Source organism: Kitasatospora sp. NPDC008115 (assembly GCF_042957205.1).
Classification (GTDB): Bacteria; Actinomycetota; Actinomycetes; order Streptomycetales; family Streptomycetaceae; genus Kitasatospora.
The window spans coordinates 78747-103404 of sequence record NZ_JBIBHU010000005.1; the positions used below are offsets into that span (position 1 = coordinate 78747).

Annotated in this window: 24 protein-coding genes; 14 read left to right on the top strand and 10 right to left on the bottom strand. The window is 75.6% G+C overall.

Features of this window, described 5'->3' with window-relative positions:
- Positions 1 to 17 precede the first annotated feature (17 nt).
- Positions 18 to 824, bottom strand: a complete 807-nt coding sequence (locus ACFZBX_RS08315) for an alpha/beta hydrolase (RefSeq protein ID WP_391532176.1) — start codon at positions 822 to 824, stop codon at positions 18 to 20.
- A 218-nt stretch (positions 825 to 1042) separates the two neighbouring features.
- Here ACFZBX_RS08315 and ACFZBX_RS08320 point away from each other — a divergent pair, with 218 nt between their 5' ends.
- Positions 1043 to 1855, top strand: coding sequence for a hypothetical protein (locus ACFZBX_RS08320; RefSeq protein ID WP_391532177.1), 813 nt, complete (start codon positions 1043 to 1045; stop codon positions 1853 to 1855).
- 31 nt (positions 1856 to 1886) lie between these two features.
- On the opposite strand, the gene ACFZBX_RS08325 is transcribed toward ACFZBX_RS08320, so the two are convergent.
- Positions 1887 to 2261, bottom strand: a complete 375-nt coding sequence (locus ACFZBX_RS08325; RefSeq protein ID WP_391532178.1) for a DUF6401 family natural product biosynthesis protein — start codon at positions 2259 to 2261, stop codon at positions 1887 to 1889.
- A gap of 193 nt (positions 2262 to 2454) precedes the next feature.
- Between ACFZBX_RS08325 and ACFZBX_RS08330 the strand changes: the two genes are divergently transcribed.
- The 5 genes from ACFZBX_RS08330 to ACFZBX_RS08350 all read left to right on the top strand — a co-directional run bounded on the left by ACFZBX_RS08330 (position 2455) and on the right by ACFZBX_RS08350 (position 7128).
- Entirely contained in the window at positions 2455 to 3381 is a 927-nt protein-coding gene (locus ACFZBX_RS08330) for an LLM class F420-dependent oxidoreductase (protein ID WP_391532179.1), read from the top strand.
- A gap of 180 nt (positions 3382 to 3561) precedes the next feature.
- The gene (locus ACFZBX_RS08335) at positions 3562 to 4254 is read left to right on the top strand and encodes an AAA family ATPase (protein ID WP_391532181.1); all 693 of its coding nucleotides are present in this window, start codon (positions 3562 to 3564) and stop codon (positions 4252 to 4254) included.
- Positions 4255 to 4560: 306 nt separating this feature from the next.
- Complete coding sequence (locus tag ACFZBX_RS08340; RefSeq protein WP_391532182.1) at positions 4561 to 5571, top strand: zinc metalloprotease; 1011 nt, start codon at positions 4561 to 4563, stop codon at positions 5569 to 5571.
- A gap of 171 nt (positions 5572 to 5742) precedes the next feature.
- The gene (locus tag ACFZBX_RS08345; protein ID WP_391532183.1) at positions 5743 to 6231 is read left to right on the top strand and encodes a universal stress protein; all 489 of its coding nucleotides are present in this window, start codon (positions 5743 to 5745) and stop codon (positions 6229 to 6231) included.
- 48 nt (positions 6232 to 6279) lie between these two features.
- Entirely contained in the window at positions 6280 to 7128 is an 849-nt protein-coding gene (locus tag ACFZBX_RS08350; protein WP_391532185.1) for a DNA-formamidopyrimidine glycosylase family protein, read from the top strand.
- On the opposite strand, the gene ACFZBX_RS08355 is transcribed toward ACFZBX_RS08350, so the two are convergent.
- The 4 genes from ACFZBX_RS08355 to ACFZBX_RS08370 all read right to left on the bottom strand — a co-directional run bounded on the left by ACFZBX_RS08355 (position 7076) and on the right by ACFZBX_RS08370 (position 9965).
- Entirely contained in the window at positions 7076 to 7711 is a 636-nt protein-coding gene (locus ACFZBX_RS08355) for a uridine kinase (RefSeq protein WP_391532187.1), read from the bottom strand. The two genes, ACFZBX_RS08350 and ACFZBX_RS08355, sit on opposite strands and share 53 nt — an antisense overlap.
- A gap of 18 nt (positions 7712 to 7729) precedes the next feature.
- Complete coding sequence (locus tag ACFZBX_RS08360) at positions 7730 to 9037, bottom strand: PQQ-binding-like beta-propeller repeat protein (RefSeq protein ID WP_391532188.1); 1308 nt, start codon at positions 9035 to 9037, stop codon at positions 7730 to 7732.
- Positions 9038 to 9127: 90 nt separating this feature from the next.
- On the bottom strand, positions 9128 to 9556 hold the full coding sequence (locus tag ACFZBX_RS08365) for a hypothetical protein (protein WP_391532190.1): 429 nt from the start codon (positions 9554 to 9556) through the stop codon (positions 9128 to 9130).
- Positions 9557 to 9626: 70 nt separating this feature from the next.
- Positions 9627 to 9965: a DUF4326 domain-containing protein gene (locus ACFZBX_RS08370; protein ID WP_391532192.1), complete on the bottom strand. Its 339-nt coding sequence runs from the start codon at positions 9963 to 9965 to the stop codon at positions 9627 to 9629.
- Positions 9966 to 10121: 156 nt separating this feature from the next.
- Between ACFZBX_RS08370 and ACFZBX_RS08375 the strand changes: the two genes are divergently transcribed.
- The 6 genes from ACFZBX_RS08375 (at position 10122) to ACFZBX_RS08400 (ending at position 18289) form a co-directional block, all read left to right on the top strand.
- The gene (locus tag ACFZBX_RS08375; protein ID WP_391532193.1) at positions 10122 to 12596 is read left to right on the top strand and encodes a SpoIIE family protein phosphatase; all 2475 of its coding nucleotides are present in this window, start codon (positions 10122 to 10124) and stop codon (positions 12594 to 12596) included.
- A 99-nt stretch (positions 12597 to 12695) separates the two neighbouring features.
- On the top strand, positions 12696 to 14450 hold the full coding sequence (locus ACFZBX_RS08380) for a sensor histidine kinase (RefSeq protein ID WP_391532195.1): 1755 nt from the start codon (positions 12696 to 12698) through the stop codon (positions 14448 to 14450).
- Positions 14451 to 14535: 85 nt separating this feature from the next.
- Entirely contained in the window at positions 14536 to 15204 is a 669-nt protein-coding gene (locus ACFZBX_RS08385; protein WP_391532197.1) for a response regulator, read from the top strand.
- A gap of 606 nt (positions 15205 to 15810) precedes the next feature.
- On the top strand, positions 15811 to 16587 hold the full coding sequence (locus ACFZBX_RS08390) for a transglycosylase family protein (RefSeq protein WP_391532199.1): 777 nt from the start codon (positions 15811 to 15813) through the stop codon (positions 16585 to 16587).
- A 221-nt stretch (positions 16588 to 16808) separates the two neighbouring features.
- Positions 16809 to 17564 (top strand): SDR family NAD(P)-dependent oxidoreductase, encoded by a 756-nt coding sequence (locus ACFZBX_RS08395; protein WP_391532201.1) that lies wholly within the window; start codon positions 16809 to 16811, stop codon positions 17562 to 17564.
- A gap of 125 nt (positions 17565 to 17689) precedes the next feature.
- On the top strand, positions 17690 to 18289 hold the full coding sequence (locus ACFZBX_RS08400; RefSeq protein WP_391532202.1) for a TIGR03086 family metal-binding protein: 600 nt from the start codon (positions 17690 to 17692) through the stop codon (positions 18287 to 18289).
- Positions 18290 to 18292: 3 nt separating this feature from the next.
- On the opposite strand, the gene ACFZBX_RS08405 is transcribed toward ACFZBX_RS08400, so the two are convergent.
- Positions 18293 to 19501: an alpha/beta hydrolase family protein gene (locus ACFZBX_RS08405; protein WP_391532203.1), complete on the bottom strand. Its 1209-nt coding sequence runs from the start codon at positions 19499 to 19501 to the stop codon at positions 18293 to 18295.
- Between the two features lie 100 nt (positions 19502 to 19601).
- Positions 19602 to 20276: a TetR/AcrR family transcriptional regulator gene (locus ACFZBX_RS08410; RefSeq protein WP_391532205.1), complete on the bottom strand. Its 675-nt coding sequence runs from the start codon at positions 20274 to 20276 to the stop codon at positions 19602 to 19604.
- 95 nt (positions 20277 to 20371) lie between these two features.
- Here ACFZBX_RS08410 and ACFZBX_RS08415 point away from each other — a divergent pair, with 95 nt between their 5' ends.
- Positions 20372 to 21385, top strand: a complete 1014-nt coding sequence (locus ACFZBX_RS08415) for a zinc-binding dehydrogenase (protein WP_391532207.1) — start codon at positions 20372 to 20374, stop codon at positions 21383 to 21385.
- A gap of 61 nt (positions 21386 to 21446) precedes the next feature.
- Positions 21447 to 21770, top strand: coding sequence for a hypothetical protein (locus ACFZBX_RS08420; protein WP_391532208.1), 324 nt, complete (start codon positions 21447 to 21449; stop codon positions 21768 to 21770).
- Positions 21771 to 21782: 12 nt separating this feature from the next.
- Here ACFZBX_RS08420 and ACFZBX_RS08425 read toward each other — a convergent pair whose 3' ends face one another.
- Positions 21783 to 22265, bottom strand: a complete 483-nt coding sequence (locus ACFZBX_RS08425) for a (2Fe-2S)-binding protein (RefSeq protein WP_391532210.1) — start codon at positions 22263 to 22265, stop codon at positions 21783 to 21785.
- Positions 22266 to 22320: 55 nt separating this feature from the next.
- The gene (locus ACFZBX_RS08430; protein ID WP_391532212.1) at positions 22321 to 24645 is read right to left on the bottom strand and encodes a xanthine dehydrogenase family protein molybdopterin-binding subunit; all 2325 of its coding nucleotides are present in this window, start codon (positions 24643 to 24645) and stop codon (positions 22321 to 22323) included.
- Positions 24646 to 24658 lie beyond the last annotated feature (13 nt).

Sequence of the window (24658 nt, forward strand, 5' to 3'; positions counted from 1 at the left end):
GTGCGGGCCGGGCCGGTTCAGGCGTCGGTGGGCAGCGGGCGGAACGGGGGGCGCGGCGGTGCGGTGCGGGGGTGGGCGGGGAGGAGGAGGCCGAGCGACTCGCCGGAGGCGGCGGGCAGCGCCAGGGCGGCGGCGGCCTCCGGCGGAAGCTCGCACAGCCCGAGCAGCCCGGCGGAGAGCCGGGCGGTGGCGCGGTGCCAGTCGCCGATCCGCCGCATCAGGGTGTGGCCGGTGCCGGCGACGGTGTAGCCGCAGACCCGGGCGCCCGCCGCGCGGCCGCGGGCGGCGAAGGCGCGGGTGTCGGCGGGGGAGGTGATCCGGTCGAGGTCGCCGTGCAGCATCAGGACGTCGCGGCCGGCCAATTGCTCGCACGGGTCCTCGGCCGGGCACCACGGGGCGAGCGCCACGACGCCGGTGACCGTGGGGTGGCCGGCCGCGTGCAGGGCGGCCCGCCCGCCCATCGAGTGGCCGACCAGGACGGTCGGCACCGGGCCCAGCTCCTCGGCGAGGTCGTCGAGCGCGGCGACGGCGTCCCTGGCGGCGTCGGCCCGCTCACCGTTCCAGCCCCGGTGGCGGTAGCGGACGGTGCCGACCGCCACACCCGCGCCCGCCGTCTCGCGGCGCAGCGCGTGCACGAAGCCGGTCATCCGCAGTCCGGGCAGGTTGAGCGGACCGGGCCGGGACAGGCCGTGCTCCTGTCCGCCGTGCAGGACCAGCACCGCCGCGCCCGGCCGCTCGGGCAGCCCGTGCCAGACCAGCGCCCGGTGGCCGCCGCCGCCCGTACGGTTGTCGCCCACGTCGCCCACGTCGCCCACGTCGCCCACGTCGCTCCGCTCCCGCTCCCCGCCCGTCGTCCGCCTGGACCGCCACTGTACGTGCCGGCCGCACGCGGCGGGGACGCCCCCGTGCCCCGAGCGGGTTCACCCGGGGAGGCCAAGCGCGGGCCGCCGGGGCGTGCGGGCCCGCGGGACCCCTGTTATCCACGAAGGGAGGGGGGGTCCCGCGCCGCTCCCGGCGCGGCTTCGCCGAGTGGAGGACTCCCGTGGCCCAGCAGCTCGCCCTGTCCGTCGACTTCGGGTCCGGCTTCACCGAGGCCTGGTCGAAGGTCGCCAAGTTCATCCCCCAGTTCATCGCCTTCCTGGCGATCCTGGTCATCGGTTGGTTCGTCGCCAAGGCCATCGCCCGGCTGCTCGACCGGGTGCTGCGCCGGGTCGGGTCCGAGCGGGTGGCCGAGCGGTCGGGGATCGCCCGGCACCTGGAGGGCTCCAAGTACGACCTGACCGGGATCGTCAGCAAGATCGTCTACTACGCGATCCTGCTGATGGCGCTCCAGTTGGCCTTCGGCGTCTTCGGCCCGAACCCGATCAGCCTGATGATCAACGGCATCGTCGCCTGGCTGCCGAGGGGCATCGTCGCGGTCGTCATCGTGGTCGTCGCGATGGCCATCGCCAACGCGGTGCGCGACATCGTGCGCAACGCGCTCTCCGGTGCGGCCTACGGGCGGACGGTGGCCACCATCGCCTGGGCGTTCATCGTGCTGCTGGGCGTGGTCGCGGCGCTCGGGCAGGCCGGGATCGCGACCGCGATCACCGGACCGGTGCTGGTCGCGGTGCTGGCCTCGATCGCCGGCATCCTGATCGTCGGCGTCGGCGGCGGCCTGATCATCCCGATGCGCCAGCGCTGGGAGCGCTGGCTGGACAGCGCCGAGCAGGAGACCGCCAAGCTGCGCGGCAGCGCCTACCAGGCGGGCCGCTCGGACGCGCTGGCCAACCAGCCGGCCCGGCCGACCACCCCGGCCACGCCGCCGCCGGCCCCGGGCATCGACCCCGGCCGGCCGGGCGAGCAGCCGGGCTGACCCGCACCGGGCCGCGCGGCACCCGCGCCGCTCAGGCCGTGAGCAGGCCGTCCTGCCGGACCAGCCAGCAGATCGCGGTCAGCCGGTGCACCGCGTAGTCGTACCCGACCGGTTCGCGCCAGCCGATCTCGGCGAGCGCGTCGAGGAAGCCCAGCGCGTAGTCGGACAACTCCTCACGGTCCAGGGGCCGGGGCGCCAGCTCCGGCCCCTGCGCGTACAGCAGTTCGCGCAGCTCGGCGGCGTGCTGGTCGACCGCCGCGGTGAAGCCGGGCTCGAAGGCGAACTCGGCGAGCCGGGGCGTGAAGGCGGTGACGATCCGGGGCAGCGGACAGCCGGCCGGCCGGTTGCGCGGGTCGGGGGAGCCGCCGGGGGAGTCCCGGTCCGACTCGTCGGGCGTGGCGAACATCCGTCCACGGTAGGCGAGCGCGGGCGCGGCCCCGGCCGCCCGGGGCGGTTCCGGGCTGAGACCTTGGCCACGCCGGGGGAGCGGCCCGGTGCGGCCCGGCGCGGCCCGGCGCGGCCGTCCGCCGATGCCCCCGCCGGTACCCGTGTGGCAATCCACCCGTGATCAAGGGCCGGTCCGTACCAGAATGGCCGGTATGGATCTTCGTGTCTTCACCGAACCCCAGCAGGGCGCGAGCTACGACACCCTCCTGCGGGTGGCCCGGACCGCCGAGGAGCTCGGGGCCTTCAGCGCCTTCTTCCGCTCCGACCACTACCTCAGGATGGGCGGGGTCAGCGGCCTGCCCGGCCCCACCGACGCCTGGATCACCCTGGCCGGCCTCGCCCGCGAGACCAGCACCATCCGCCTCGGCACCCTGATGACCGCCGCCACCTTCCGGCTGCCCGGCGTGCTCGCCATCCAGGTCGCCCAGGTCGACGCGATGAGCGGCGGCCGGGTCGAGTTCGGCCTCGGCGCGGGCTGGTTCGAGGCCGAGCACACCGCCTACGGCATCCCGTTCCCCAAGGAGCGGTTCGGGCGGCTGGAGGAGCAGCTGGAGATCGTCACCGGCCTCTGGAACACCGCCCTCGGCGAGACCTTCGACTTCGCCGGCACCTACTACTCGCTGAGCGGGTCGCCGGCGCTACCCAAGCCGGCCCAGGCGCGGATCCCGGTCCTGGTCGGTGGCAAGGGCCCGACCCGCACCCCGGCGCTGGCCGCCCGCTTCGCCGACGAGTTCAACCTGCCGTTCGTCCCCGCCGAGGAGACCGCCGCCCAGTTCGGCCGGGTCCGCGAGGCCGTCGAGAAGGCCGGGCGCCGGGCCGACGACCTGGTCTACTCCAACGCCCTGGTGGTCTGCGTCGGCCGGGACGACGCCGAGGTGGCCCGCCGGGCCGCCGTGATCGGCCGCGACGTCGACGAGCTGAAGGCCGACGGCCTGGCCGGCACCCCGGACGAGGTCGTGGAGCGGATCGGCCACTACGCCGCCGCCGGCTCCCAGCGGATCTACTTGCAGGTCCTGGACCTGGACGACCTCGACCACCTGGAGCTGATCGCCTCCCGGATCGCCCCGCAGCTCGGCTGAACCCACCGCCCTCCGGGCCGCTGTAACAGTCCCGGTGCGTTTCTGTGACGTACCCGGGGCGGTAAAGGGCTCGGCCCGGACCCGGTCTGACCACTAGTCTTTACTCGCTCTTGAAGGGGGAAGGCTCTTCGGGAAGCGGGTCCGGGAGAGCCCGGGCCGGCGGGGATGCAGGGGGTTTCGATGGCGGACGTGCAGGTCTCCAGGACGGTCCTCGACCGGACGTCCGCGGCGCTCCGGGCCGGTTGCCCGGAGGTCGCGGCGGGGCCGGCCGCCGGCGTGCTGCGCCCGAACGGCTTGCAGGACCTTCGGCAGGCCCGGCCCGGGCGGGGGCGGCCGGTGGCGCTGCACTACCCGGCGGGCGACCTGCTGGTGGTCTCCGGGCTGCCGGGCAGCGGCAAGAGCACGCTGATGCGCCGCTGCGTGCGCACCCCGCTGATCGACTCGCAGCTGGTCCGCGAGGAGTACGCGGCCCGGATGCCGGCCTGGCTGCCGTACGCGGTGTACCGCCCGCTGGTGCGGATCGCGCACTACCGGCGGCTGCGGCGCGCGGTGCTGGGCGGCGGCCCGCTCACCGTGCACGACTGCGGGGCGGTGCCGTACGTGCGCCAGTGGCTGGTGCGGATGGCGGAGAAGCAGGGGCGCCGGGTGCACCTGGTCCTGCTGGACGCCAGCGCCGAGGAGGCCCGCGACGGCCAGCGCGCCCGCGGGCAGGCCGTCTCCTCGTACGCCTTCGCCCGGCACCGGGACGCCGCCCGGCGGCTGCACCGGCGGCTGGCCGGGACGGGCCGCCCGCCCGCCGGCTGTGCGTCGGCCGTGGTACTCGACCGGGCCGGTGCGCGTGCCCTGCGGGAGATCGTCTTCGTGGCGTCGTAGTCTCGGCGAGGCGGTTCGGGCGCCCGGTTCACCCCGTTCGTCCCGTTCCGCCGGCCGCCGCACCACTGCGCGGGGTTGACGGGGTGTCACGTTTCGGACAGGCCGGGGCCGGTACTGTGCGCAGGTGCGCGACGGGAAATCCTCCATGTGCGGCGCGATCTGACCGCTCAAACTTCCGGATTATGTCTGATTTGTCGTCAGAAGTTCCAGGCCGGAACGCGTCTGACGCGTACACGCAACCCTGCGTAGCCTGTGGCTCGGCGGTCCCCCTCAGCCGCTGTCCCCCACCACACCACAGGAGCGCAGATGCGTCGTTCCGCCCGTGTCCCCTCGCGTGCCACCAACCGCTTCCTCGGTGCGGCGGCCGTTGTCGCCGCCCTCGGCCTCACCCAGTTCGTGGCGCCGGCCACGATCAACGCGGCCGGCGCGCCCGCGCAGGCCCCGTCCGCCGCCGTCTGTACCGGCGAGAGCTCCGAGGACGCCGCGGCCCGCAAGCCCGCCGGCAGCCCCACCTCCCCGGAGCCCAACGCCGTCACCGAGTCCCAGGCCAAGGCGATGGACGCGGACCTCCAGGCCCGGCTCGGCCAGCTCGCGCAGGCCACCCAGGGCGGCGCCCTGGTCGCGCCCGGCATGCTGGCCGCCACCACGACCGTCCCGGTCTACATGCACGTGGTGCACTCCGGTGCCACCGGCAGGCTGTCGGCCACCACCATCGCCCGGCAGATCGACGTCCTCAACGCCGCGTACGGCGGCCAGGGCGCGGGCAACACGGCGACCCAGTTCCGCTTCCAGCTGGTCGCCACCGACTACACCGACAACGCCACCTGGTACAACGGCGTGGCCCCGGGCTCCACCGCCGAGCGGGCGATGAAGACCAGGCTGCGCAAGGGCGGCGCCAACGCCCTCAACCTCTACAGCGCCAAGCTCGGCCAGTCGCTGCTCGGCTGGGCGACCTTCCCGAGCTCCTACCGGACCAACCCGACCGACGACGGCGTGGTCCTCCTCGACTCCTCGTTCCCCGGCGGCTCGGCCACCAACTACAACGAGGGCGACACCGCCACCCACGAGGTCGGCCACTGGCTCGGGCTCTACCACACCTTCCAGGGCGGCTGCAGCGGCCAGGGCGACTACGTCGCCGACACCCCGGCCGAGGCGAGCGCCGCCTACCAGTGCCCGGCCGGCCGGGACACCTGTACGACCACCGGGGTCGACCCGATCCACAACTTCATGGACTACACCTACGACTCCTGCATGACGCAGTTCACCCCGGGTCAGGTCGCCCGGATGTCCAACTCCTGGGCCGCGTACCGGGCCTGACCGCCCCGCGCGGAGGGCCGGATCCCGGCGGGTGCGCGGCCGCGGTGCCGCGCGCCCGCCGGCAGTGGTTTCAGAGGTGTACGAACCATTCGGCGCGGCAATTGGCGGACAAATGTCCCCCTTGATCTAAGTTTGGAGGGCAAGGGAGCACGTCGAGCAAGGAGCAGCGGCATGGCCAACAGCGCGAACCCCAGGATCGTCGTCGGTGTGGACGGCTCGCCCGCCTCGGAGAAGGCGCTGCGCTGGGCGGTCGACTACGCCCGGCTGACCGGCGGCACCGTCCACACCATCGCCGCCTGGGAGTACCCGGCGTTCTACGGATGGGCCGGGGCGAGCGTGCCCGCCCCCGAGTTCAACCCCGAGGAACTGGCCGGCAAGACCCTCTCCGACACCGTCGCCAAGGCCGTCGGCACCCGGCCCGACGTGGGGATCACCGAGTCGGTGGTCCCCGGCAACGCCGCCCAGGCGCTGCTGGACGCGGCCCGCGGCGCCGCGCTGGTCGTGGTCGGCAGCCGCGGCCTCGGCGGGTTCACCGGCGCGCTGCTCGGCTCGGTCAGCCGCCACCTCACCGAGCACGCCCCCTGCCCGGTGGTCGTGGTCCGCCACGGCCTCGCCGGCGAGGAGGGCGGCGGCGAGGGAGCCGGCGGCGACGCGGCGTAACCGGCCGCTCGGCTGCGGCGGGCCGCCGAGGGGAGGGAGGATGGAGGCATGCCAGAAGGTGACTCCGTCTACCGAGCGGCGGCCCGCCTGCACCAGGCCCTCGCCGGACAGGTGCTGACCACCGGCGAGCTGCGGGTGCCCGCCCACGCCACCGCCGACCTCACCGGACGCCGGGTGCTGGAGGTCGTGCCGCGCGGCAAGCACCTGCTCACCCGCCTCGAAGGCGGCCTCACCCTGCACACCCATCTGCGGATGGACGGCCGCTGGGTGGTCTTCCGCCCCGGCGAACGCTGGACCGGCGCGCCGCTCCACCAGGTCCGCGCCGTCCTCGGCACCGAGCGCGGCACCGCCGTCGGCTACCGGCTGCCCGTCGTCGAACTGCTGCGCACCGCCGACGAGCAGCGTGCCGTCGGCCACCTCGGGCCGGACCTGCTCGGGCCCGACTGGGACCCGGCCGAGGCCGTCCGCCGGCTGCTCGCCCACCCCGGCCGGCCGGTCGCCGAGGCCCTGCTCGACCAGCGCAACCTGGCCGGCATCGGCAATGTCTACGCCAACGAGCTCTGCTACCTGGCCGGCGTCACCCCGTGGACGCCGGTCGGCGAACTGACGAGCACCGACCGCCTGGTGGCCCGCGCCCACCAGCTCCTGGACGCCAACCGGCTGCGCTCCGGGCACATCACCACCGGCGACACCCGGCGCGGCCACCAGCAGTGGGTCTACGGCCGGGCCGGGCGGCCCTGTGCGCGCTGCGGCGCCACCGTCCTGACGGCGGAACACGGCCCGGTGCCGCAGGAGCGGCCCGCGTACTGGTGCCCGTCCTGCCAGCGCGGCCCGGCCCCGGCGGTCAGGGGCGTTCGACCAGGGCCGGGTGGCGCGGGTCGTCGAAGCGGACGGTGAGGTCGGCGGCCTCCGCCGGGCCGGTCTCGGCCTCGTAGCGGGCGAAGGCGGGCAGCGTCCACCGCTCCTCCGGCGGCGTCCGCCGGGCCAGCGCCGCCGGGGAGAGCGCCAGGTGCACCGTCAGCTCCAGCGGCAGCCACCGGCCGAGCAGCAGCGCGCCGTCCAGCAGCAGCACCCCGCCGGGCGCCAGTTCGGCGTAGGGCGCGCGGGTGGCGCGGTCGGTCACCGGGTCCCGCAGCGAGGGCAGCACCCGGCCGCTGCCGCCGGGCTCCAGCGGGTCCAGCACCTCGCGCAGCAGCGCGCCGTCGTCGAGCCAGAGGTCGTGGAAGGCGTCCGCGTCGTGCCGGCCGTACTCCAGCCGGACCGAGGCCGGACGCAGGAAGCCCGCCGCCGGGACCCGCAGCGCCGGGAGGCCGTGCAGCCGCAACGGCTCGACGAGGGCGTCCGCGAGCACTCCGGGCCGGGCCGCCGCGGCGCCGTCCACCGCCACCCGCAGCCACCGCTCCCCGGCCCCGGGCAGCGTGGTGATCCGGTCGGCGAGCAGTTCGACGAGACGGTCGGGCGAGATCGGGCGAATCGGCACGGCGCCATCCTGGGTCGGTCATCGTCCGGCGGGGGTGGGGGACCCCAGGCCCCCGGGCACGGGCAGCCTGCCCAGACAGTAGAGGATGGTGTCGTGGCCCACGTAGAGCCGGACGCCGTCGCTGGACACCGACCAGACGTCGACCCCGGGGCCGGAGTCGGTGAAGGTGGTGAACGGGCGGCCGGACGCCGTCTCGACGAAGTGCACACCGGCGTCCGCCGGGCCGGGCACGATCAGGCCGGTACTGGTCAGCAGCGGGCGGCAGCGCCGGTCGAGACGGAACGGCAGCCGGTACTGCCAGAGCTGCTCCCCGCCGTCCGCCGCATGGGCGGTGACCAGGCCGTTGTCACGCAGCAGGTACACCTGGAAGCCGTCGCTCAGCGGCGGCAGGGCGCGCCACTCCTCGCCCCGGCCGGGGTTCACCGACCAGCGCGGCGCACCGTCCTCGAACCGCAGCGCCCGGACGCCGCCCGTACCGGACGGGAGGTAGACGTGCCGCTGGTCGACGGCGGACCAGTTGGTGCCGGTGTGCTCCGTGGACCAGAGCGGGCGGCCGGTGAGGCCCTCCAGCAGCGTGACGCGGGAAGCCGGCTCGGCGTCCCAGGCGAGCAGCCGGCCGGCGCCCGTGTCGAGCACGGCGACCGAGGTCTCGCCGCGGTCGGCGGCCCGGCGCGACCAGGTCAGGCCCCGTCCGCCGGCGTCCATCGCGAACAGGCTGCCGCGCAGGTCGGACCCGCCGCCGACGCGGCCGTACACCTGGCCGCCGGCGCCGCCGAGCAGGGTGATCGAGCCGCCCGACTCCGGAGGCAGCGGCAGGCTCCAGCCCGCGGTGGGGCCCACCAGCGTCCGGGCGTCGACGTGGCCGGTCGAGACGGTGAACAGGCGGCCGTCCTCGACGAACAGCGGGAAGTCGTCCGGGCGGTCGCCCGGCGAACGCTCCTCGACGGTGGCGGTGACGGCGCCGGTCTCCGGGTCCAGCAGGTGCAGGCCGGCGCGGGTGACGTAGACGGGCGCGAACAGCCGGCCGCGCAGCCGGCCCGGCGTCATCGGCTCGGAGCCCTGGTGGACCCACACCGGCTCCGGTCCGGCGACCCGGGTGGGCAGCGGCCGCGGCTTCGGCGGCGCGGGATCGGACCCGCCGACGGCGCGTGACACCCCCCAGACGGCGGCACCCGCCGCCAGCACCCCGGCCCCGGTCAGCAGCCGCCGCCGGGTAGGCCGGGGTCCGTCGCCGTCGCCCCCGCTCACCACATCGGCGGGCGCGCCGGCGGCCCGGCCCCCGTCGTCCTCGTCCCACTGCCAGGACGCCTCGTCCCCCGACCCCATGCCTCGCCACTCGTTTCCCCCGGGGCAGCCGTTCCCACGCTGCGCTGTCCAGCGAGAATACCCAAGCCCGCAGGTGGCGGCGCCCCTGCGTCAGGGGGCCGCCGCGCGCGCCGCCTCCAGCTCGGCCACCAGCCGCGCCACCCGGCGGTTGCGGGCCAGGCCCCAGCTGTGGCCCTGCAGCACCAGCAGCGGGTCGGTCCGGCCGTCGGCCAGCACCAGCTCCGGGACGTCGGAGGAGTAGACGCTGCCCTTCAGGACGGCCACCCGCACCTCCCGCACGTCCGCCCACGCGTGGGAGCGGGTCCCGAGCAGGCCTGAGTACTTCAGCGTGGTCGGCCCGTAGGAGACGCCGAACCTCGGCGCGCGAAGCATCAGCACCGCACCCGGTACGCCCAGCAGCAGGACCGGGACCACCTGGAACCCATGGCGCGCGCCCGCCGCCATCACCATGGAGAGCAGCAGGCACACCCCGCCCGTCAGGAAGTAGCCGAGCGCCCAGGGAGTGCGCCTTTTCCGCATGTCCGCCCCGATTCCGCCGTGTCGTCCGACGGACAATCATACGAACGGCGCCCGCGCCGCCCGGAGCGGGTCAGGCGGGGGAGCCGTGGTCGGCGAGGTCGGCCAGGACGTCGGCGTGGCAGGGCAGCGGGGCGCACCAGCAGCCGAGGCGGTGGCCGCGCAGTCCGGGGACGAGGGCGAGCAGGTCGCGGTGGCCGAGGAGGTGGGCGCGGTACTTCACCAGCATCTCCTCACGCGACAGGTCGGGGCCGGGGCGGTAGGGGCAGTGCAGCGGCGACTCGGCGAGGTGCCAGCCGCCCCGGTGCATCGCCCGGCCCACGTAGACCACGTCGGCGAACGCGGGGTCGTCGCGGTGGCCCTTCAGATTGACCACGGTGGTCGGGCCGGGGCCCGGGGTGCGGCGCGTCATGGGGTCGATGGTGGCGCAGCCGGGGCCCGCGGGCACCCCGGCCGGCGCCGGGCTCGCCTTGACAGCCCCTGGGGCCCGGCGTAGCAAGGGAGGATGCGCGAGGGTGTGCCCGCGGACCCGCCCGGTCCGCGACCGAGCGGCGGCGGTGCCCGGGCGGTGCGATCCGGGCCGCACCGCCTCCCCGAGCACGCCGGGCCGTCCCCGGAGGAGCAACTGCTGCGCGACCGGGACGCCCTGCTGACCTCCGCCGTGCGCACGGTGCTCGGCGGTACCGAGGCCCACGGCGCCACCCTCTACCTGCGCTCCCGCGACCGCCGTTCGCTGGTGCTGTGCGCCGTCGCGGGCGTGCCGCTGTCGGTCCTCGGCCCGTTCCGGCGGATCGCCGCCGCCGGCCCGCTGCCGGTCGCGGTCGGCTACCGCACCGGCCGCACGGTGCTGCTCGCCGACACCGAGGACACCATGCGCCGCTTCCCGCAGTTCGCCCTCGGCCTGCCGTACGACTTCGCCTCCGCCTGGGTCCCGGTCCGCTCCGGCGGGGAGACCTACGGGGTGCTGGGCGTGCTGTGGCCGGCCTCGGGCGACGGCGTGCCCGAGGGCGCGCGCCGCCACCTGCGCGCCGTCGCCGACCGGCTGGCCGACGGCCTGGCCGCACTGGCGGCGGACGGCCACCCGGTGGAGCCGGACGGCGACACCACGGTGGTCGAACTCACCCCGCCCTCCGCGCCGACCACCCGGGTGGGCCTGTTCGACTGGGACGTGCTGGCCGGCGCGGTGACCGCCGACGACCAGTTCTGCGAGATCTTCGGCCTCGCCCCCGGCGACTTCGACGGCCGCGCCGACTCGATCGCCGCCCGGATCGCCCCCGGCGACCTGCCCGAGTTCCGCTCGGCCGTGCGCGGCGCCCTCGACGGCGAACGGGTGCTCGCCGCCCGGCTGCGGGTGCTGGACCGCGACGGCCACCCCTACCCCGTCGAACTCTGGGCCCGCGTGCCGCACGACCGCACCGGCCAGTGGGGCCGGCTGGTCGGCGCCGTCCTCGACACCCGGACCGGCACCGCCGCGGCCGCCGCCGTCGAACGGCTGCGCGACGGCGTCTTCTCGCTCGACCCGGACGGCCGGATCACCTACGCCAACCACAGCGTCGAGCTGCTGCTCCAGGCCCGCCGCGAGGACCTGGTCGGCCACCATCCGTGGCAGGTGCTGTCCTGGCTCTCCGACCCGGTGTACGAGAACCGCTACCGGGCCGCCCTGCTCTCCCAGCAGCCCACCGCGTTCCTCGCGCTGCGCCCCCCGGACAGCTGGCTGGCGTTCTCGCTCTACCCCGACGCGCACGGCGTCACCGGCCGGGTGATCGCCGCCGAACCGCCGCCGGACGCCGCCGCCCCGCCCGCCGAACCCGCCCCGCCCGGCGCCTGGACCGGCCTGGGCGCCATGTACCACCTGCTCCAGCTGGCCAGCGCGCTGAGCGAGGCGGTCACCGCCCGCGAGGTGTTCCGCGCGGTGGCCGACGAGATCCTGCCGGCCCTCGGCGGGCAGGAGCTCGCCATCTACGCCGTCCGGGAGAAGCGGCTGCACCTGGTCTCGGAGAGCGGCTACCCCGACGGCTTCCTCGACCGCTTCGAGGGCATCCCGGTCGGCGCCCGGGTCCCCGGCGCGGAGACGATCAGCAGCGCCGCCCCGATCTTCTTCGAGTCCGTCGACGAACTGGCCGCCGCCTACCCCGAACTCACCCTGGACGACATGGGGGCCTGGGCGTTCCTGCCGCTGATCGCCTCCGGTCACCCGGTCGGCAGCTGCATCCTCGGTTTCGACCGGCCCCGGGTCTTCACCCTGGAGGAGCGCGCCCTGCTCACCGCGCTGGCCGGCTTCATCGCCCAGGCGCTGGAGCGCGCCCGGCTGTACGACGCGGAGTTCACCCTGGCCCGCGGCCTCCAGCAGGCGCTGCTCCCGCACCGGCTGCCGCGCCTGGAACGCGTCCGGATCGCGGCCCGCTACCTGCCCGGCACCCAGGGCATGGAGATCGGCGGTGACTGGTACGACGCCATCGTCACCGGCCGGGACCTCTGCCTGGTCATCGGCGACGTCGAGGGCCACAGCGTCGGCGCGGCCGCCACCATGGGCCAGCTGCGCAGCGCCGTGCGCGCCTTCACCACCGGCGGCCACCCGCCCGACGAGGTGCTGGCCCGCACCAACCAGCTGCTGCTCGACCTCGACCCCGGGCTGCTGGCCAGCTGCTGCCTGGTCCGGCTCACCCCGGGGGAGGGCACCGCGCTGTTCGCCAGGGCCGGCCACGTGCCGCCCGTGCTGCGCCACCCGGACGGGCGGACCGAGGCGCTGGACGTGCCCGGCGGGCCGCTGCTCGGCGTGGACGGGGCGGCCGCCTACCCGGTCAGCCCGCTGACCCTGGAGCCAGGCTCGGTGCTCGCGCTGTACACGGACGGCCTGGTCGAGGACCCGACGGAGGCGATCGACGCGGGGGTGGAGCGGCTGTGCGCCGCCCTGGCGTGGCCGGGCGGCGGGCGGCCCGCGGTCGCGGAGGGCCCGGAGGAGCTGGCCGACCGGGTGCTGCACGAGCTCGGCTCCACGCACCGGGTGGACGACATCGCGCTGCTGCTCACCGCCTACCGCTGAGCCCGGCGTGCGGGCCGTCGTGGCGGAGCGACTTTCGTCGGTCCCGGCCGCGACGAACGGTGGCGGTGCCCGGCGCCGCCGTTTCGTTAGCCTCGACGGGTGGACGTCATAGCAAGAGCCTGGTCGAAGGCGGTACGGACGGCGCTGCCCGGTCCCTGGCGGGCCGGGCCGGTGATCCGCGAGCTGGTCGGCGCGCTGCTGCTCGGTGGGCTCGCCATGCCGATCGAGGTGGCCAGCCGCACGGGCCTGGCGCCGGTGATGGGGCCGGCGGTCGCCGTCCTCTTCCTCCTTCGCCGCGGCCTGCCGGCCACCGTGCTGGTGCTCACCGCGGTGGCCTGCGGCCTCGGCGGCGGACCGCTGCCGCTGCTGATCTGCGCCGGGTGGTCGGCCGGTGCCCGGGTGCGCCGGGTCGCGGTGCTGGTCGGCTCGTTCACCGCCGGCTGGATACTGATGACGCTGCTGGGCGTGGCGAAGGACGCCGCGCAGGCGCCGGCGAAGCTCATCGTCGGGTTCTCGCTGGGCGGCTTCCTGCTGCTCGCGGTGCTGCCCGCGCTCTGGGGCCGCTACCGGGCGCAGCGCCGGGCGCTGATGGACGCGCTGCGCGAGCGCAACGAGCAGTTGATGCGCGAGCGCGCGATGGTCGCGCACCAGGCGCGGTTGCGCGAGCGGCACCGGATCGCCCAGGACATGCACGACAGCCTGGGCCACCAGTTGGCGCTGATCTCGGTGCACACCGGGGCGCTGGAGGTCGACCGGACGCTCACCGACCGGCAGCGGGAGGCGGTCGGCGTGCTGCGGCTGGCGGCGGTCGCGGCGATGCGCGAGCTGCGCGAGGTGGTCGGGGTGCTGCACGACGAGTCGTCGCTGACGCCGTCCGTGCCGGGTGCCGGGGCCGGTGCCGCGGCGGGTGGCCCGCCGGGCGTCGCGGCCGTCGGGGCCGGGGCCGGCGGCGTCGGGACGGGCGGGGTGGACGGGATCGAGGGGCTGGTCGCCTCCTCCCGGGCGGCGGGCACGGTGGTGTCGCTGGCCCGGGACGGCGAGCGCCGTGCGCTGGGCGCGTCCGCCGGTCATGCGGCGTACCGGGTCGTTCAGGAAGCGCTCACCAATGCGCACAAGCACGCCCCCGGCGCACCGATCACGGTCGCGCTCCGGTACGAGCCGGACGCGCTGGTGGTCGAGGTGGTGAATCCGGCGGCGCCCGAGCCGGTGGGGGTGCGCGCCGGCGGCGCGGTGGCGGCGGTCAGCGGCGGCCAGGGGCTGACCGGTCTGCGCGAGCGGGCCCGGCTGGTCGGCGGCATGGTGCACGCCGGGCCGACGGCCGAGGCGGGGTTCCGGCTGGCGGCCGTGCTGCCCTACCAGGGCGCGGAGGGGGCGGGCGGTGCCGGGACCGTGGCCTCGGACGGCGGCGCGGACGGCGCATGGGGCGCGGAGGGGGCGCCCGGGTGGGCGTTCGACGGCGCGCTGCCGGTCGGGCCCGCGCCGGCGCGGCGGCGGAGCCCGGCGATCGGGTGCGCGATCGGGGGCGTCGCGGTGCTGGTGGCCGTCTTCGGGCTGCTGGTCTGGGGCGTCGTCGGGTTCGTCCGGTCCGCCCAGGACGCCACGGTGCAGCGGGCGGTGTACGAGGAGATCCGGCTCGGCACCCCGGAGGAGGAGGTGAAGCGGCTGCTGCCGCCCGGCAGCGACTTCTTCACCCAGAACCTGCGGGGCACCGGCCCCACCCCGCCGAGCGGCTCGGTCTGCCGCTACTTCATCTCCGACGCGCCGGTGGGCAACTGGAACGAGGACGACGCCATCCGGTTCTGCTTCAAGGACGGTGCGCTGGTCGACAAACAGCACTACCGGGTGAAGCAGTGAGAGGCGGGGGTGTGAGGATGGTCCCCGGCGCCGCCGGCCGGTCCGGTGGCGCACCGTCAGGACCAGTACAAGGGGATGACCAGCAGTGATCCGAGTCCTCGTCGCCGACGACGAGCCGCTCATCCGGGCCGGGATCAGGATGATCCTCTCCTCCGCCGAGGACATCGACGTGGTGGCGGAGGCCGCCGACGGCCGGCAGGCGCTGGAGCTGGCCCGGGCCCACCGGGCGGACGTCGTCCTGCTGGACATCCAGATGCCGGTGATGGACGGCCTGACGGCGCTCGCCGAACTGCCGAGGGCCGCCCCCGGCGCGCGGGCGCTGATCCTCACCACCTTCGGGGAGCGCGAGAACGTGTTGCGCGCCGTGAGCGACGGCGGAGCGGGTTTCCTGCTGAAGGACACCGCGCCGGGCGAGCTGATCCAGGCCGTCCGGGCGGCCGCCACCGGGCACGCGTTCCTGTCGCCCGCCGCGACCCGGCACATCGTGGACTCGCTGGCGGGCGGTCAGGCCGGGCCGGCCGCGGCTCGCGGGGCGCAGGCCCGGCGGCGGCTGGAGGTGCTCACCGAGCGGGAGCTGGAGGTTCTCGCCCTGCTCGGGGAGGGGCTCTCCAACGCGGACGCCGGTGCCCGGATCCACATGAGCGAGGCGACGGTGAAGACGTACGTCAGCCGGATCCTGGCCAAGCTGGGGTGCGACAACCGGGTGCAGGCGGCGCTGCTGGCCCGGGACGCGGGGCTGGACGGCGCGGGCTGAGGCGGGTCGACGGCCCGTTCGGTCCGTGTCCGGACGGGTCGTGTGCCATGCGCTGAGCGAGTTTTCGCTCACTCTCGGTAGTGGTGGTGGTGAACACCACATCGACGGTGAATGGAATCGGGAACTCCGGTAGGTGTGGTGACGGGGTGTCAGATGGCCGTAGCGATTTGTCGATGACGGAGGGTCGTCGATCGGCCGACCTGGTGTGAGCGACCGCACGGAAATCGACCGTTTGGGTCCGGGAATCCGGTCAAAGCCGGTCTTTTCCCGGTCGATTACATGATCTGTACCGCCGGTAACAGTCAACTGACCTGCGGCGTCCAAGAATTGCTTGATGCGGCGCGGTGGCCGCCCTTAGCTTCATTGGCGGTGCAACGAGCACCACCCGGGTTCACCCCCGACGCACCGCCCGCCGGCTGACCACCGGCGCGAGGGCGGTGCCCGTCGACGCGACCGGCTCCAGCGGGCCGTCGGCGAGCGGAGGGTGGCTGGGGCGGCACGGCACGTCGGAAACGTGCGCGGCCGCCCGTCGAGCGAGGGAGCGAAGCCGGCCCCGGCAGGGGTCTGGTTCCGCATGCCTGCCCGGGGCTTGTCGAGAGGAATTCCATGAATCCCCGTCACGAGACCGCCGCTTCCACCACCGTCGACAGCACCAACAACGGCACCAACGGCACTGCCAAGCGCAACCGGGTCCGGCTGGCTGTCGTCGCGGGCGCCGCCCTGGCGGCGCTGCCGGTGGCCGGCCTCGTCACGGCCACCTCGGCCTCGGCCGCCCCCGCCTCCTCCTGGGACAGCGTCGCCCAGTGCGAGAGCGGCGGCAACTGGAGCATCAGCACCGGCAACGGCTACTACGGCGGGCTCCAGTTCAACCCGTCCACCTGGCGTGCGTACGGCGGCACCGCGTACGCCCCGCAGGCCCACCAGGCCAGCAAGGCGCAGCAGATCGCCGTCGCCGAGAAGGTGCTCGCCAAGCAGGGCCCGGGCGCCTGGCCGGTCTGCTCGGCGCGGGCCGGGCTCAGCAGGGGCGGCGCGCCGGCCGTCGTCGACGACGCGCCCGCCCAGGCGCCGCAGCCGGCCAAGCAGCAGCCCGCCAAGGCGCAGCCGGCCAAGCCGGCCCAGGCCCCGAGCCAGAAGCCGCCGGCCCGCAAGGCGGCGCCGGCGCCGCAGGGTCAGTCCCAGGCCCCGTCCCCGTCGCAGGGCGCCGCGAAGCCCGCCGCGCCCGCGAAGCCCGCCGCCGGCGGCTACACCGTCAAGAGCGGTGACACGCTGAGCGGCATCGCGGCCAAGTTCGGCCTCGACCCGGCCGGGCTGCACGCCAGGAACGTGAAGGCGATCGGCACCAACCCGAACCTGATCTTCCCGGGCCAGACCCTGTCGTTCTGACCTCCCGTCCACAGCGGCGCTCCACCTGCCCCGGCACCCCCTGCCCGGGGGCCCGCACGGCCACCCCCGGCCCCCGGGGGTGGCCGTGCGGCGTGTCACGGGGGCGCCCGGCCCGTCGGTGGTTGAACGTTGAACGCAACGTCCGAATACCGCCGGACCGGAGGGCCGCGCGGGCCGAGGATCGAGTCATGTCCGCGAACGACCTGAGGAGTTCTGACGATATGACTACGACCACGCTCGCGAAGCTCGACGGCAGGGTGGCACTGGTGACCGGCGGCAGCCGGGGCATCGGGGAGGCCGTGGCCCTGCGGCTCGCCGAGGACGGCGCCGACGTGGTGGTGACCTACCTGGGCAGCGCCGAGCGGGCCGAGGCGGTCGCGGCGAAGATCACCGCGATGGGCCGCCGGGGCTGGGCGGTCCGGGCCGACAGCGCCGACCCGCAGGAGGTGCGGGCCGTCGTGGAGGCGGTCGCCGAGCGGTTCGGGCGGCTGGACATCCTGGTCAACAACGCCGGGGTGGGCTTCATCGGCCCGATCGAGGAGACCGGCCCGGCCGACGTCGACCGGGTGCTGGAGGTCAACGTCCGGGCGCCGTACCTGTTCGCCCAGGCCGCCGTCGCCCATCTGGCCGAGGGCGGCCGGATCGTGACCGTCGGCAGCTGCATGGCCAAGCGGGCCGCCTTCCCCGGCGGCAGCCTCTACTCGGCCAGCAAGGCGGCGATGATCGGGCTCACCAAGGCGCTGGCCCGGGAGCTGGGCCCGCGCGGGATCACCGTCAACCTGGTCCACCCCGGCCCGATCGACACCGACATGAACCCGGCGGACGGTCCGTCGGCCGATTTCCAGTCCGGCTTCACCGCGGTGGGCGGCTTCGGCCGGCCGGACGACGTCGCCGCGACCGTCGCCCACCTGGCGGGCGCGGAGGGCCGCTACATCACCGGCGCGGAGATCGCCGTGGACGGCGGGTTCGCCGCCTGATCGCTCGCGCGCCGCGACCGGCCCGGGGTGTTGCTCCGGGCCGGTTGTCGGTGCCTCCGTCTACGATCGGCCGGACCGACCACGAGTGCGGGTCCGGCGCGGCCCCGACGACGGAGAGGTGCGACATGTCCGGAGCGGAAGACCCGATCGAGCTGCTCGCCCGTGCCCTCGCGCAGACCGCCGGCCTGATCGACGGCGTCGGCGCCGAGCTGGCCGGCCACCCGACGCCCTGCCGTTCCTGGGACGTCGGTCAGTTGATCAGCCATCTGCTGCACGACCTGCGGCAGTTCACCCTCCGGGCGGAGGGCGGCACGCCCGACTGGTCGGAGCCCTTCGAGCGGGTCGAGGACGACTGGCTGCACCGCTTCGAGGCCGGCGCCGAGCGGCTGGTGGCCGCCTGGCGCGCGGCGGGGGACCTCGACGGCGTCATCGAGGTCCCCGGCGTCGGCGAACTGCCGGCCCGCTTCCCGGTGGACCAGCAGATCGCCGAGTTCGCCGTGCACGGCTGGGACCTCGCCCGTGCCACCGGCCAGTCCACCGCCGGGCTGGACCACGAGGTGGCCGAGGCCTCGCTCGTCTGGGGGCGCGGCGCGCTGCGGCCGCAGTACCGGGGGAGCGAGGAGGAGCAGCACGCCTTCGGCCCCGAGGTCACGGCCGCCGACGACGCGCCGGTGTACGACCGGCTCGCCGCCTTCTACGGCCGCGACCCGCAGGCGGCGGGGTAGGTCTCAGCCGCGGCTCCAGACGAAGGAGATCTCCGGGTAGCGCGGCGAGGGCGCGTTCAGCAGGGGGGACGGGCGCCCGCGCAGGAAGCGGTCGAAGTGCGCGCGGACGTAGGCGCGGGTCAGTTCGGTGGCGCGCGCCGGGGTGATGGTGCCGAGCAGTTGGGTGTACTGGTCCGCCGGCAGGTGGTCGGCGAGGCGGCCGGGGCCGGCGGTGTACGGCAGGTCGGTGAAGCTCAGGTGGCCGGAGTCGCGCTGGAGCAGGTGGCGCCCCCAGCCGCGCTGGTGCTCGCGCCAGCGCTGCCAGGTCTCGTGGTCGGCCAGCGAGGTGAGCAGCAGGAACGGGCGGTCCAGCCCCTCGTCCGGAACCGGTGAGCCGAAGAAGCCGCCGTCCAGGTTGAGCCCCGCCGCGAACCGCCGGTCCTGGCGGACCGCCTCGGCGGCGGCCGCCCCGCCCATCGAGTGGCCGAGCACGCCGATCCGCCCCGGGTCGGCGCACGGCAGGCCGTGGTGCCGGCGGACCGTCCGGCCGGTGGTCAACTCGGTGGCGACGAAGCGCAGATCGGCCGCCCGGGCGGCGATCTCCGTGCGCTCGGTGGCCTCCCAGTCGGCCGGGTCGTCCGCCAGGACGCTGTGCACCAGCCGGCCGTCCGGGAACTCGACGGCGGCCGCGTCATAGGTGTGGTCGACGGCCGCGACCAGGTAGCCGTGGGCCGCCAGTTCCTCGGCCAGCGCGGTGCAGTTGGCGCGCCCGCCCTTGCGGCCGTGGCCGAGCAGCAGCAGCGGCAGCGCGCCCGGGGCGGCCGGTGCGCCGAGGCGCGCGGTCGGGCGCAGCCGCATGATCGTGCCCGGCTCCAGCAGGCCCTGCTCCACCACGGCCGCCACGCGCGCCGTGGTGTACGGCGCACGCGGGCGCCCGGCGGCGCTCTGCGCGGGGTACCAGAGCTGCACCATCAGCTCGCGGGGTGCGGGTACGGGCGCGAACGGGTCCTGCCGGTCCTCGTCGACAAGGTGCAGCGACACCGTGCCGACCGTCCGCCGCACCGTCGGCGCCGGCAGGTCGATCGGCGCGGTGGACAGCGCAGAGGACGGCGCACCGGGTGGTGCGGCGACGGGTGACGCGGGGGCGGGAGCGGCGTACGCCGTCGTGCCCGGCAGCGCGAGCGCCGCACCACCCAGTCCTGCGAATGTGAGCAGCGAACGGCGCCCGATCATGGCCATCCACCCTTCGGATCATCGGATGTGATGAAAGGTCACCCTAGGTGGAACGGCCCGCCGGGAACAGGGGCTGCCCGCTCGGTGGACACGGGGGTGGTCAGGCGGCGGTGAGGGCCAGGCGGATCCAGCGCTGGGCCTCGGCGGTGGCGCGGTCGAGGGCGAGTGCGCCGGGGGCGGTCGCGGCCTGGACGATCAGGCCCTTGAGCAGGCCGACCACCGCCGTCGCGGCCGCGTCCGGGTCGACCTCCGGGCGAACCTCGCCGTCGGCCGTGCCCTGGCGCACCACCTCGGCGACCCACGCGCGCATCCTGGCGTCCAGCCGGGCGACGGCCTCGGTGAGTTCGGAGGAGCCGGCGAGCGCCTCGGCGCCCAGGACGACGAAGGCCCGGCCGAGGTCGGTCGGCTGCCGCACCCCGTCGAGGCAGGCCTGGGCGAAGGCACAGAGTTCCTCGACGGCGCGCGCGCCGCTGCGCTCCGGCGCGGCGGCGGTCATCGCCTCGGCGAGCGCCTCCTCCTGGAGCCGGGCCAGCAGGGCGCCCTTGGAGCCGAAGTAGTGCGAGGCCAGGCCGCGGCTGAAGCCGGCCTCCTCGCCGACCCGGGCCAGGGTCACCCCGGCGCTGCCGTGCTCGGCGACCAGGCGCGCGGCGGCGGCGAGCAGCGCTTGCTCGGCCCGCGCGCGCCGCTCGGCCTGGGTGCGGCGGCCCGACTCCGGGTGCTCCGCCGGTGCAGGGGAGGCGGGGGAGGGGTCTGTCGGGGAAACGTGCGTGGACATACCACCATGCTAGGGTGGAACTTGCTTGTTGAACAACAAGTAAGTTCGGATGGTGCGGCCGCCGACCGCGCCACCCCCTGTGGAAGGGAACCGGGATGACCGCCACGATGCTCGCCGGCCGGCTCGACGTCGCGAAGGGCGCCTTCGCCGTGGAGGAGGTGCCGGTGCCCACGCCGGGGCCGGGCCAGGTCCTGATCAAGGTCGGCGCCGCCGGCGTCTGCCTCTCGGACGTCCACCTGATCGAGGGAATGCTCAAGCCGCTGCACCTGCGGGGGGACAAGGTCACCCTCGGCCACGAGGTCGCGGGCACCGTGCACAGCCTGGGCGAGGGCGTCGCCACCGCCGCCGTCGGCGACCGCGTACTGCTCCAGGCCGGCGAGACCCGCGACGGCGTGGTCCTCACCCGGGGCGTCGACTACGACGGCGGCTGGGCCGAGTACGCGCTGGCCAGTGTCGACACCCTGGTGCCGATCCCCGACGACCTGCCGTTCGAGCAGGCCTGCTTCATCCCGGACGCGGTCTCCACCCCGTGGGCCGCCATCACCGGCACCGGCGCCGTCCGCCCGGCCGAGGCCGTCGGCGTCTGGGGTGTGGGCGGCCTCGGTGCCCACGGCGTCCAGCTGCTGCGTGCCGTCGGCGCCCATCCGATCGTGGCGGTCGACCCGCTGCCCGCCGCCCGCGAGCGGGCCCTCGCCTTCGGTGCCGACGCCGCGCTCGACCCGGGCGACCCGGACTTCGCCGACCGGCTGCGCGCCGCGACCCGGGGCCGTCCGCTGGCCGCCGCGTTCGACTTCGCCGGAGTGGCCCCGGTCCGCGAGCAGGCGATGGCCGCGCTCGGCGAGCACGGCCGCCTGGTGCTGGTCGGCCTCACGAACAAGCCGCTGACCATCACCAACGGCACCCTCGTCAGCTACCTGCGCCAGCAGATCCTCGGCCACTACGGCTCGGAGGGCAAGGACGTCGTTGACCTGGTCGACCTGGTCCGCGGCGGTCGCCTGGAGTTCTCCCGCTCGGTGAGCGGCACCTTCCCGCTGGCCCGGGCCGCCGAGGCGGTCGAGGCCCTGGAGCAGAAGAAGGGCGACCCGATCCGGCTGGTCCTCACCCCCTGACCGGCGGGTGGCGTAGCCTCCCCGTGTGGTGCACGGCGCACCGCTCGGGGAGGGGTGTCGGATGCTCGGATGGTGGTTCGTGGTCACGGGCCCGGCCGTGGGGGACGGCGAGGGCGAGGTCCTCGCCAAGTGGGAGACCGGCCTCGGCGGGCTCGACTGGATCGCCGCCCTGGCCTCGGCCGGGCGGGCCGAGCAGCTGCGGTTCGACGGCTACCCGCTGCGCTACACCGCCAGGGCCGGTGACGTCCTGCCGCTGCTCGCCGACGGCTCGGTGTTCGAGGGCGGGCCCGGCGCCGACCACCGGCCGCGCGAGCTGGACGCCGGGCGGATCGCCGCCTGCCCGCCGGACGCGCTGCTCACCGTCGACGCCTGGGACCAGTCCTGACCCCGGACCGGGTCAGCCGCCCGCCGGGATGCGGGCGGCTGCGATGCGGGCGGCGGCGCGCTTGACGGCCTCGCGGATCCGGGGGTAGCTGCCGCAGCGGCAGACGTTCTGGATCCGGTCGATGTCGGCGTCGGTGGGCGCCGGGGTGTGGCGCAGCAGCGCGACCGCCGTCATGATCTGGCCGGGCTGGCAGAAGCCGCACTGGGCGACGTCGCACTCCAACCAGGCCTCCTGGACGGGGTGCAGGACGTCGCCGTCGGCGAGGCCCTCGATGGTGGTGACCCGGCGGTCCGCGCAGTCCTTGACCGGCACGATGCAGGGCTGGAACTCCTCGTCGTCCAGGTGGCTGGTGCAGGAGCGGCAGACGCCGACCCCGCAGCCGTACTTGGGGCCGGTGACGCCGAGCTTGTCGCGCAGCACCCAGAGCAGCGGCATGTCGTCCGGGGCCTCGACGGTGACCGGTCGGCCGTTGAGGACGAAGGTGTGGCGGGGCATGGGGGGCGCGTTTCCTCGGGATCGTCGGGCGGGGGACTGGTGGTGTGCTGAGGGGTCAGAAGTTGATCGGGAAGGAGCGCGGACCGGTGCCGGTCGCCCTGGCGTAGGCGTTGGCCACCGCGGCGGAGGCCGCCGGGACGCCCAGTTCGCCCGCGCCGCCCGGCGGTCCGCCCGGGGGCAGCAGGTGGATCTCGACCACCGGCGGGCTGTGCTTCTGCCGCGCGTAGTGGAAGTCGCCGTAGCTGCCCTCGCGGACGGTGCCGCGGTCGATGTGGTTGCCGGCCTGGAGGATCACCGAGATGCCGTCGATCAGCGCGCCGGTCAGCTGGGCCTCCAGGCCGGTCGGGTTGATCACCGTGCCCAGGTCGGCGGCGATCACCGCCTTGGTCACCCGGGGCTGGGTGGGCTCGGAGGCGTCGAGTTCGACCAGGTAGGCGGTGCGCCCGCCGTTCTCCGCGTGGTAGCCGATGCCCTGGGCCTGGCCCGGCGGCATGGTGCGGCCCCAGCGGCCGGCCTTGGCGACGGTGTCGAGGACGGCCCGGCCGGCCGGGTCGCGCAGCCGGGCGCGCCGGAAGGCCACCGGGTCCTGGCCGAAGCGGCGGGCCAGCTCGTCCACCATGATCTCGTCGGCCACCCGTACGGTGCCGGAGTAGACGGAGCGCCAGCTGCCGGTCGGGATCTCCAGCGGGACCTCGGAGAGCAGCTGGGTGGGGATGCCCACGTCGTACGGGTTGTTCTGGCTGAGCAGGAAGAACGCCTGGGCGACCGAGAGCCCGGCGACCTGGAGCTGGAAGCCGGCCGCGGTGAGCGCCTCGCCGAGGCCGTGGCCGAAGTCGGTCCGCACGGAGGCGACCCGGTGCTCGTAGCCGAGCACCTGGCCGAGCCCGTAGGTGGCGCGGATCCGGTGGTGGGTGGCCGGGCGCATCCGGCCGTGGCGCATGTCGTCGTTGCGGGTCCACATCAGCTTGACCGGGCGGCCGGCCGCCCGGGAGATCCGCGCGGCCTCCAGGGCGGCGTCGTAGAACAGCCGCCGGCCGAACGATCCGCCGCCGCGCACCACGTGGACGGTCACCGCTTCCTGCGGCAGGCCGAGTTCGGCGGCGATGGTCTGCTGCGCGACCACCGGGGTCTGTGCGGCGAACCAGACCTCGGCGCGGTTCGGGCGGACGTCGGCGACCGCCGTCAGCACCTCCATCGGCGCGTGGTTGACGAAGGCGAAGTCGAACTCGCCGTCCACGTACTGGGTGAGCAGCGGGGGGACCAGGAACGGCGCGTGCGCGGCGCGCAGCCGCTTCCTGATGTCGGCGTCGGAGAGCGCGGCGACCGGGCCGGGGTGCCAGCTGGTGCGCAGCGCGTCGCGGGCCCTGAGCGCCTGGTCGAACGTTTCGGCGAGGACGGCGACCCCGGTCGGGACGGTCACCACGCCGAGCACGCCGGGCATGGCGCGGGCGGCGGAGGCGTCCAGGGTGGCCAGGGTGCCGTTGATGGTGGTGGGGCGGGCGACGACGGTCGGCACCGCGCCGGGCACGGCGAGGTCCCCGGCGTACTTGGCGCGGCCGGTGACGATGTCGCGGGCGTCGATCCGGCCGGTCGGGCGGCCGATCACCCGGCGCTGCTCGGCGGGCTTGGGGGTGGCGGGCACGGCGGGCACCGCGATCGCGGCGGCCGCGGCGGCGAGGTCGCCGTAGCCGGCCCGGCGGCCGTCGGGGGCGAGCACGGCGGAGTCGGCGGTGCGCAGGGTGGCGGCCGGCAGCGACCAGCGCAGGGCGGCCGCGGTGACCAGCCGGGCGCGGGCGGCGGCGGCCACCGCGCGCACCGGGTCGTACAGCGTGCGCACCGAGTTGGAGGCGCCGGTGAGCTGGTTGAACAGCAGGTCGGGGCGGCTGTCGGAGAGCGGGACGTCGACATCGGCGAGGCGGGCGTCGAGCTCCTCGGCGACCATCATCGCGACGGTGGTGGTGAGGCCCTGGCCGACCTCCAGCCGGGGCAGGTGGAGCGCGGCGCGGCCGGCGGCGGTGATCTCCAGCACGAGCAGGTGCGCGGTGGGCAGTCCGGCGACCTGGAGCGCCTGGCCGAGGTCGACGATGTCGGGGATGCCGGGCAGACCGAGCAGTGGTGAGGGGGCCGCCGCGGCCTCGGCGGCCCGGGCGGCGGCGGGCGCGGCGGCGTCCAGTCCGGCCCGGGCGGCGACGGTGAGGGTGGGCGCGGCCAGCAGATAGGTCAGGAAGCGGCGGCGGGCCGTGGTGGCGGGCGGCGGCCCGGCGGCGGGTGCGATGGAGGTGCTGATGGGAGGGCCCTTTCCGCCGGGTGACGGCTCCCGCCGGGCGGGAGGCCGCGAGGGTCCCGCCCCGGTGCCGGACGGCGCTCGCGGGGCGTGCACGTTCTGGTCGTGT

Excerpts from the sequence above, each read along its gene's own strand:
- ACFZBX_RS08360 (WP_391532188.1), bottom strand. The coding sequence starts at position 9,037 with ATGGGGTCGGGGGACGAGGCGTCCTGGCAGTGGGACGAGGACGACGGG.
- ACFZBX_RS08365 (WP_391532190.1), bottom strand. The coding sequence starts at position 9,556 with ATGCGGAAAAGGCGCACTCCCTGGGCGCTCGGCTACTTCCTGACGGGC.
- ACFZBX_RS08400 (WP_391532202.1), top strand. The coding sequence starts at position 17,690 with ATGTCCGGAGCGGAAGACCCGATCGAGCTGCTCGCCCGTGCCCTCGCG.
- ACFZBX_RS08335 (WP_391532181.1), top strand. The coding sequence starts at position 3,562 with ATGGCGGACGTGCAGGTCTCCAGGACGGTCCTCGACCGGACGTCCGCG.
- ACFZBX_RS08395 (WP_391532201.1), top strand. The coding sequence starts at position 16,809 with ATGACTACGACCACGCTCGCGAAGCTCGACGGCAGGGTGGCACTGGTG.
- ACFZBX_RS08425 (WP_391532210.1), bottom strand. The coding sequence starts at position 22,265 with ATGCCCCGCCACACCTTCGTCCTCAACGGCCGACCGGTCACCGTCGAG.
- ACFZBX_RS08350 (WP_391532185.1), top strand. The coding sequence starts at position 6,280 with ATGCCAGAAGGTGACTCCGTCTACCGAGCGGCGGCCCGCCTGCACCAG.
- ACFZBX_RS08330 (WP_391532179.1), top strand. The coding sequence starts at position 2,455 with ATGGATCTTCGTGTCTTCACCGAACCCCAGCAGGGCGCGAGCTACGAC.
- ACFZBX_RS08405 (WP_391532203.1), bottom strand. The coding sequence starts at position 19,501 with ATGATCGGGCGCCGTTCGCTGCTCACATTCGCAGGACTGGGTGGTGCG.
- ACFZBX_RS08415 (WP_391532207.1), top strand. The coding sequence starts at position 20,372 with ATGACCGCCACGATGCTCGCCGGCCGGCTCGACGTCGCGAAGGGCGCC.
- ACFZBX_RS08370 (WP_391532192.1), bottom strand. The coding sequence starts at position 9,965 with ATGACGCGCCGCACCCCGGGCCCCGGCCCGACCACCGTGGTCAATCTG.
- ACFZBX_RS08345 (WP_391532183.1), top strand. The coding sequence starts at position 5,743 with ATGGCCAACAGCGCGAACCCCAGGATCGTCGTCGGTGTGGACGGCTCG.
- ACFZBX_RS08325 (WP_391532178.1), bottom strand. The coding sequence starts at position 2,261 with ATGTTCGCCACGCCCGACGAGTCGGACCGGGACTCCCCCGGCGGCTCC.
- ACFZBX_RS08420 (WP_391532208.1), top strand. The coding sequence starts at position 21,447 with ATGCTCGGATGGTGGTTCGTGGTCACGGGCCCGGCCGTGGGGGACGGC.
- ACFZBX_RS08390 (WP_391532199.1), top strand. The coding sequence starts at position 15,811 with ATGAATCCCCGTCACGAGACCGCCGCTTCCACCACCGTCGACAGCACC.
- ACFZBX_RS08340 (WP_391532182.1), top strand. The coding sequence starts at position 4,561 with ATGCGTCGTTCCGCCCGTGTCCCCTCGCGTGCCACCAACCGCTTCCTC.
- ACFZBX_RS08410 (WP_391532205.1), bottom strand. The coding sequence starts at position 20,276 with ATGTCCACGCACGTTTCCCCGACAGACCCCTCCCCCGCCTCCCCTGCA.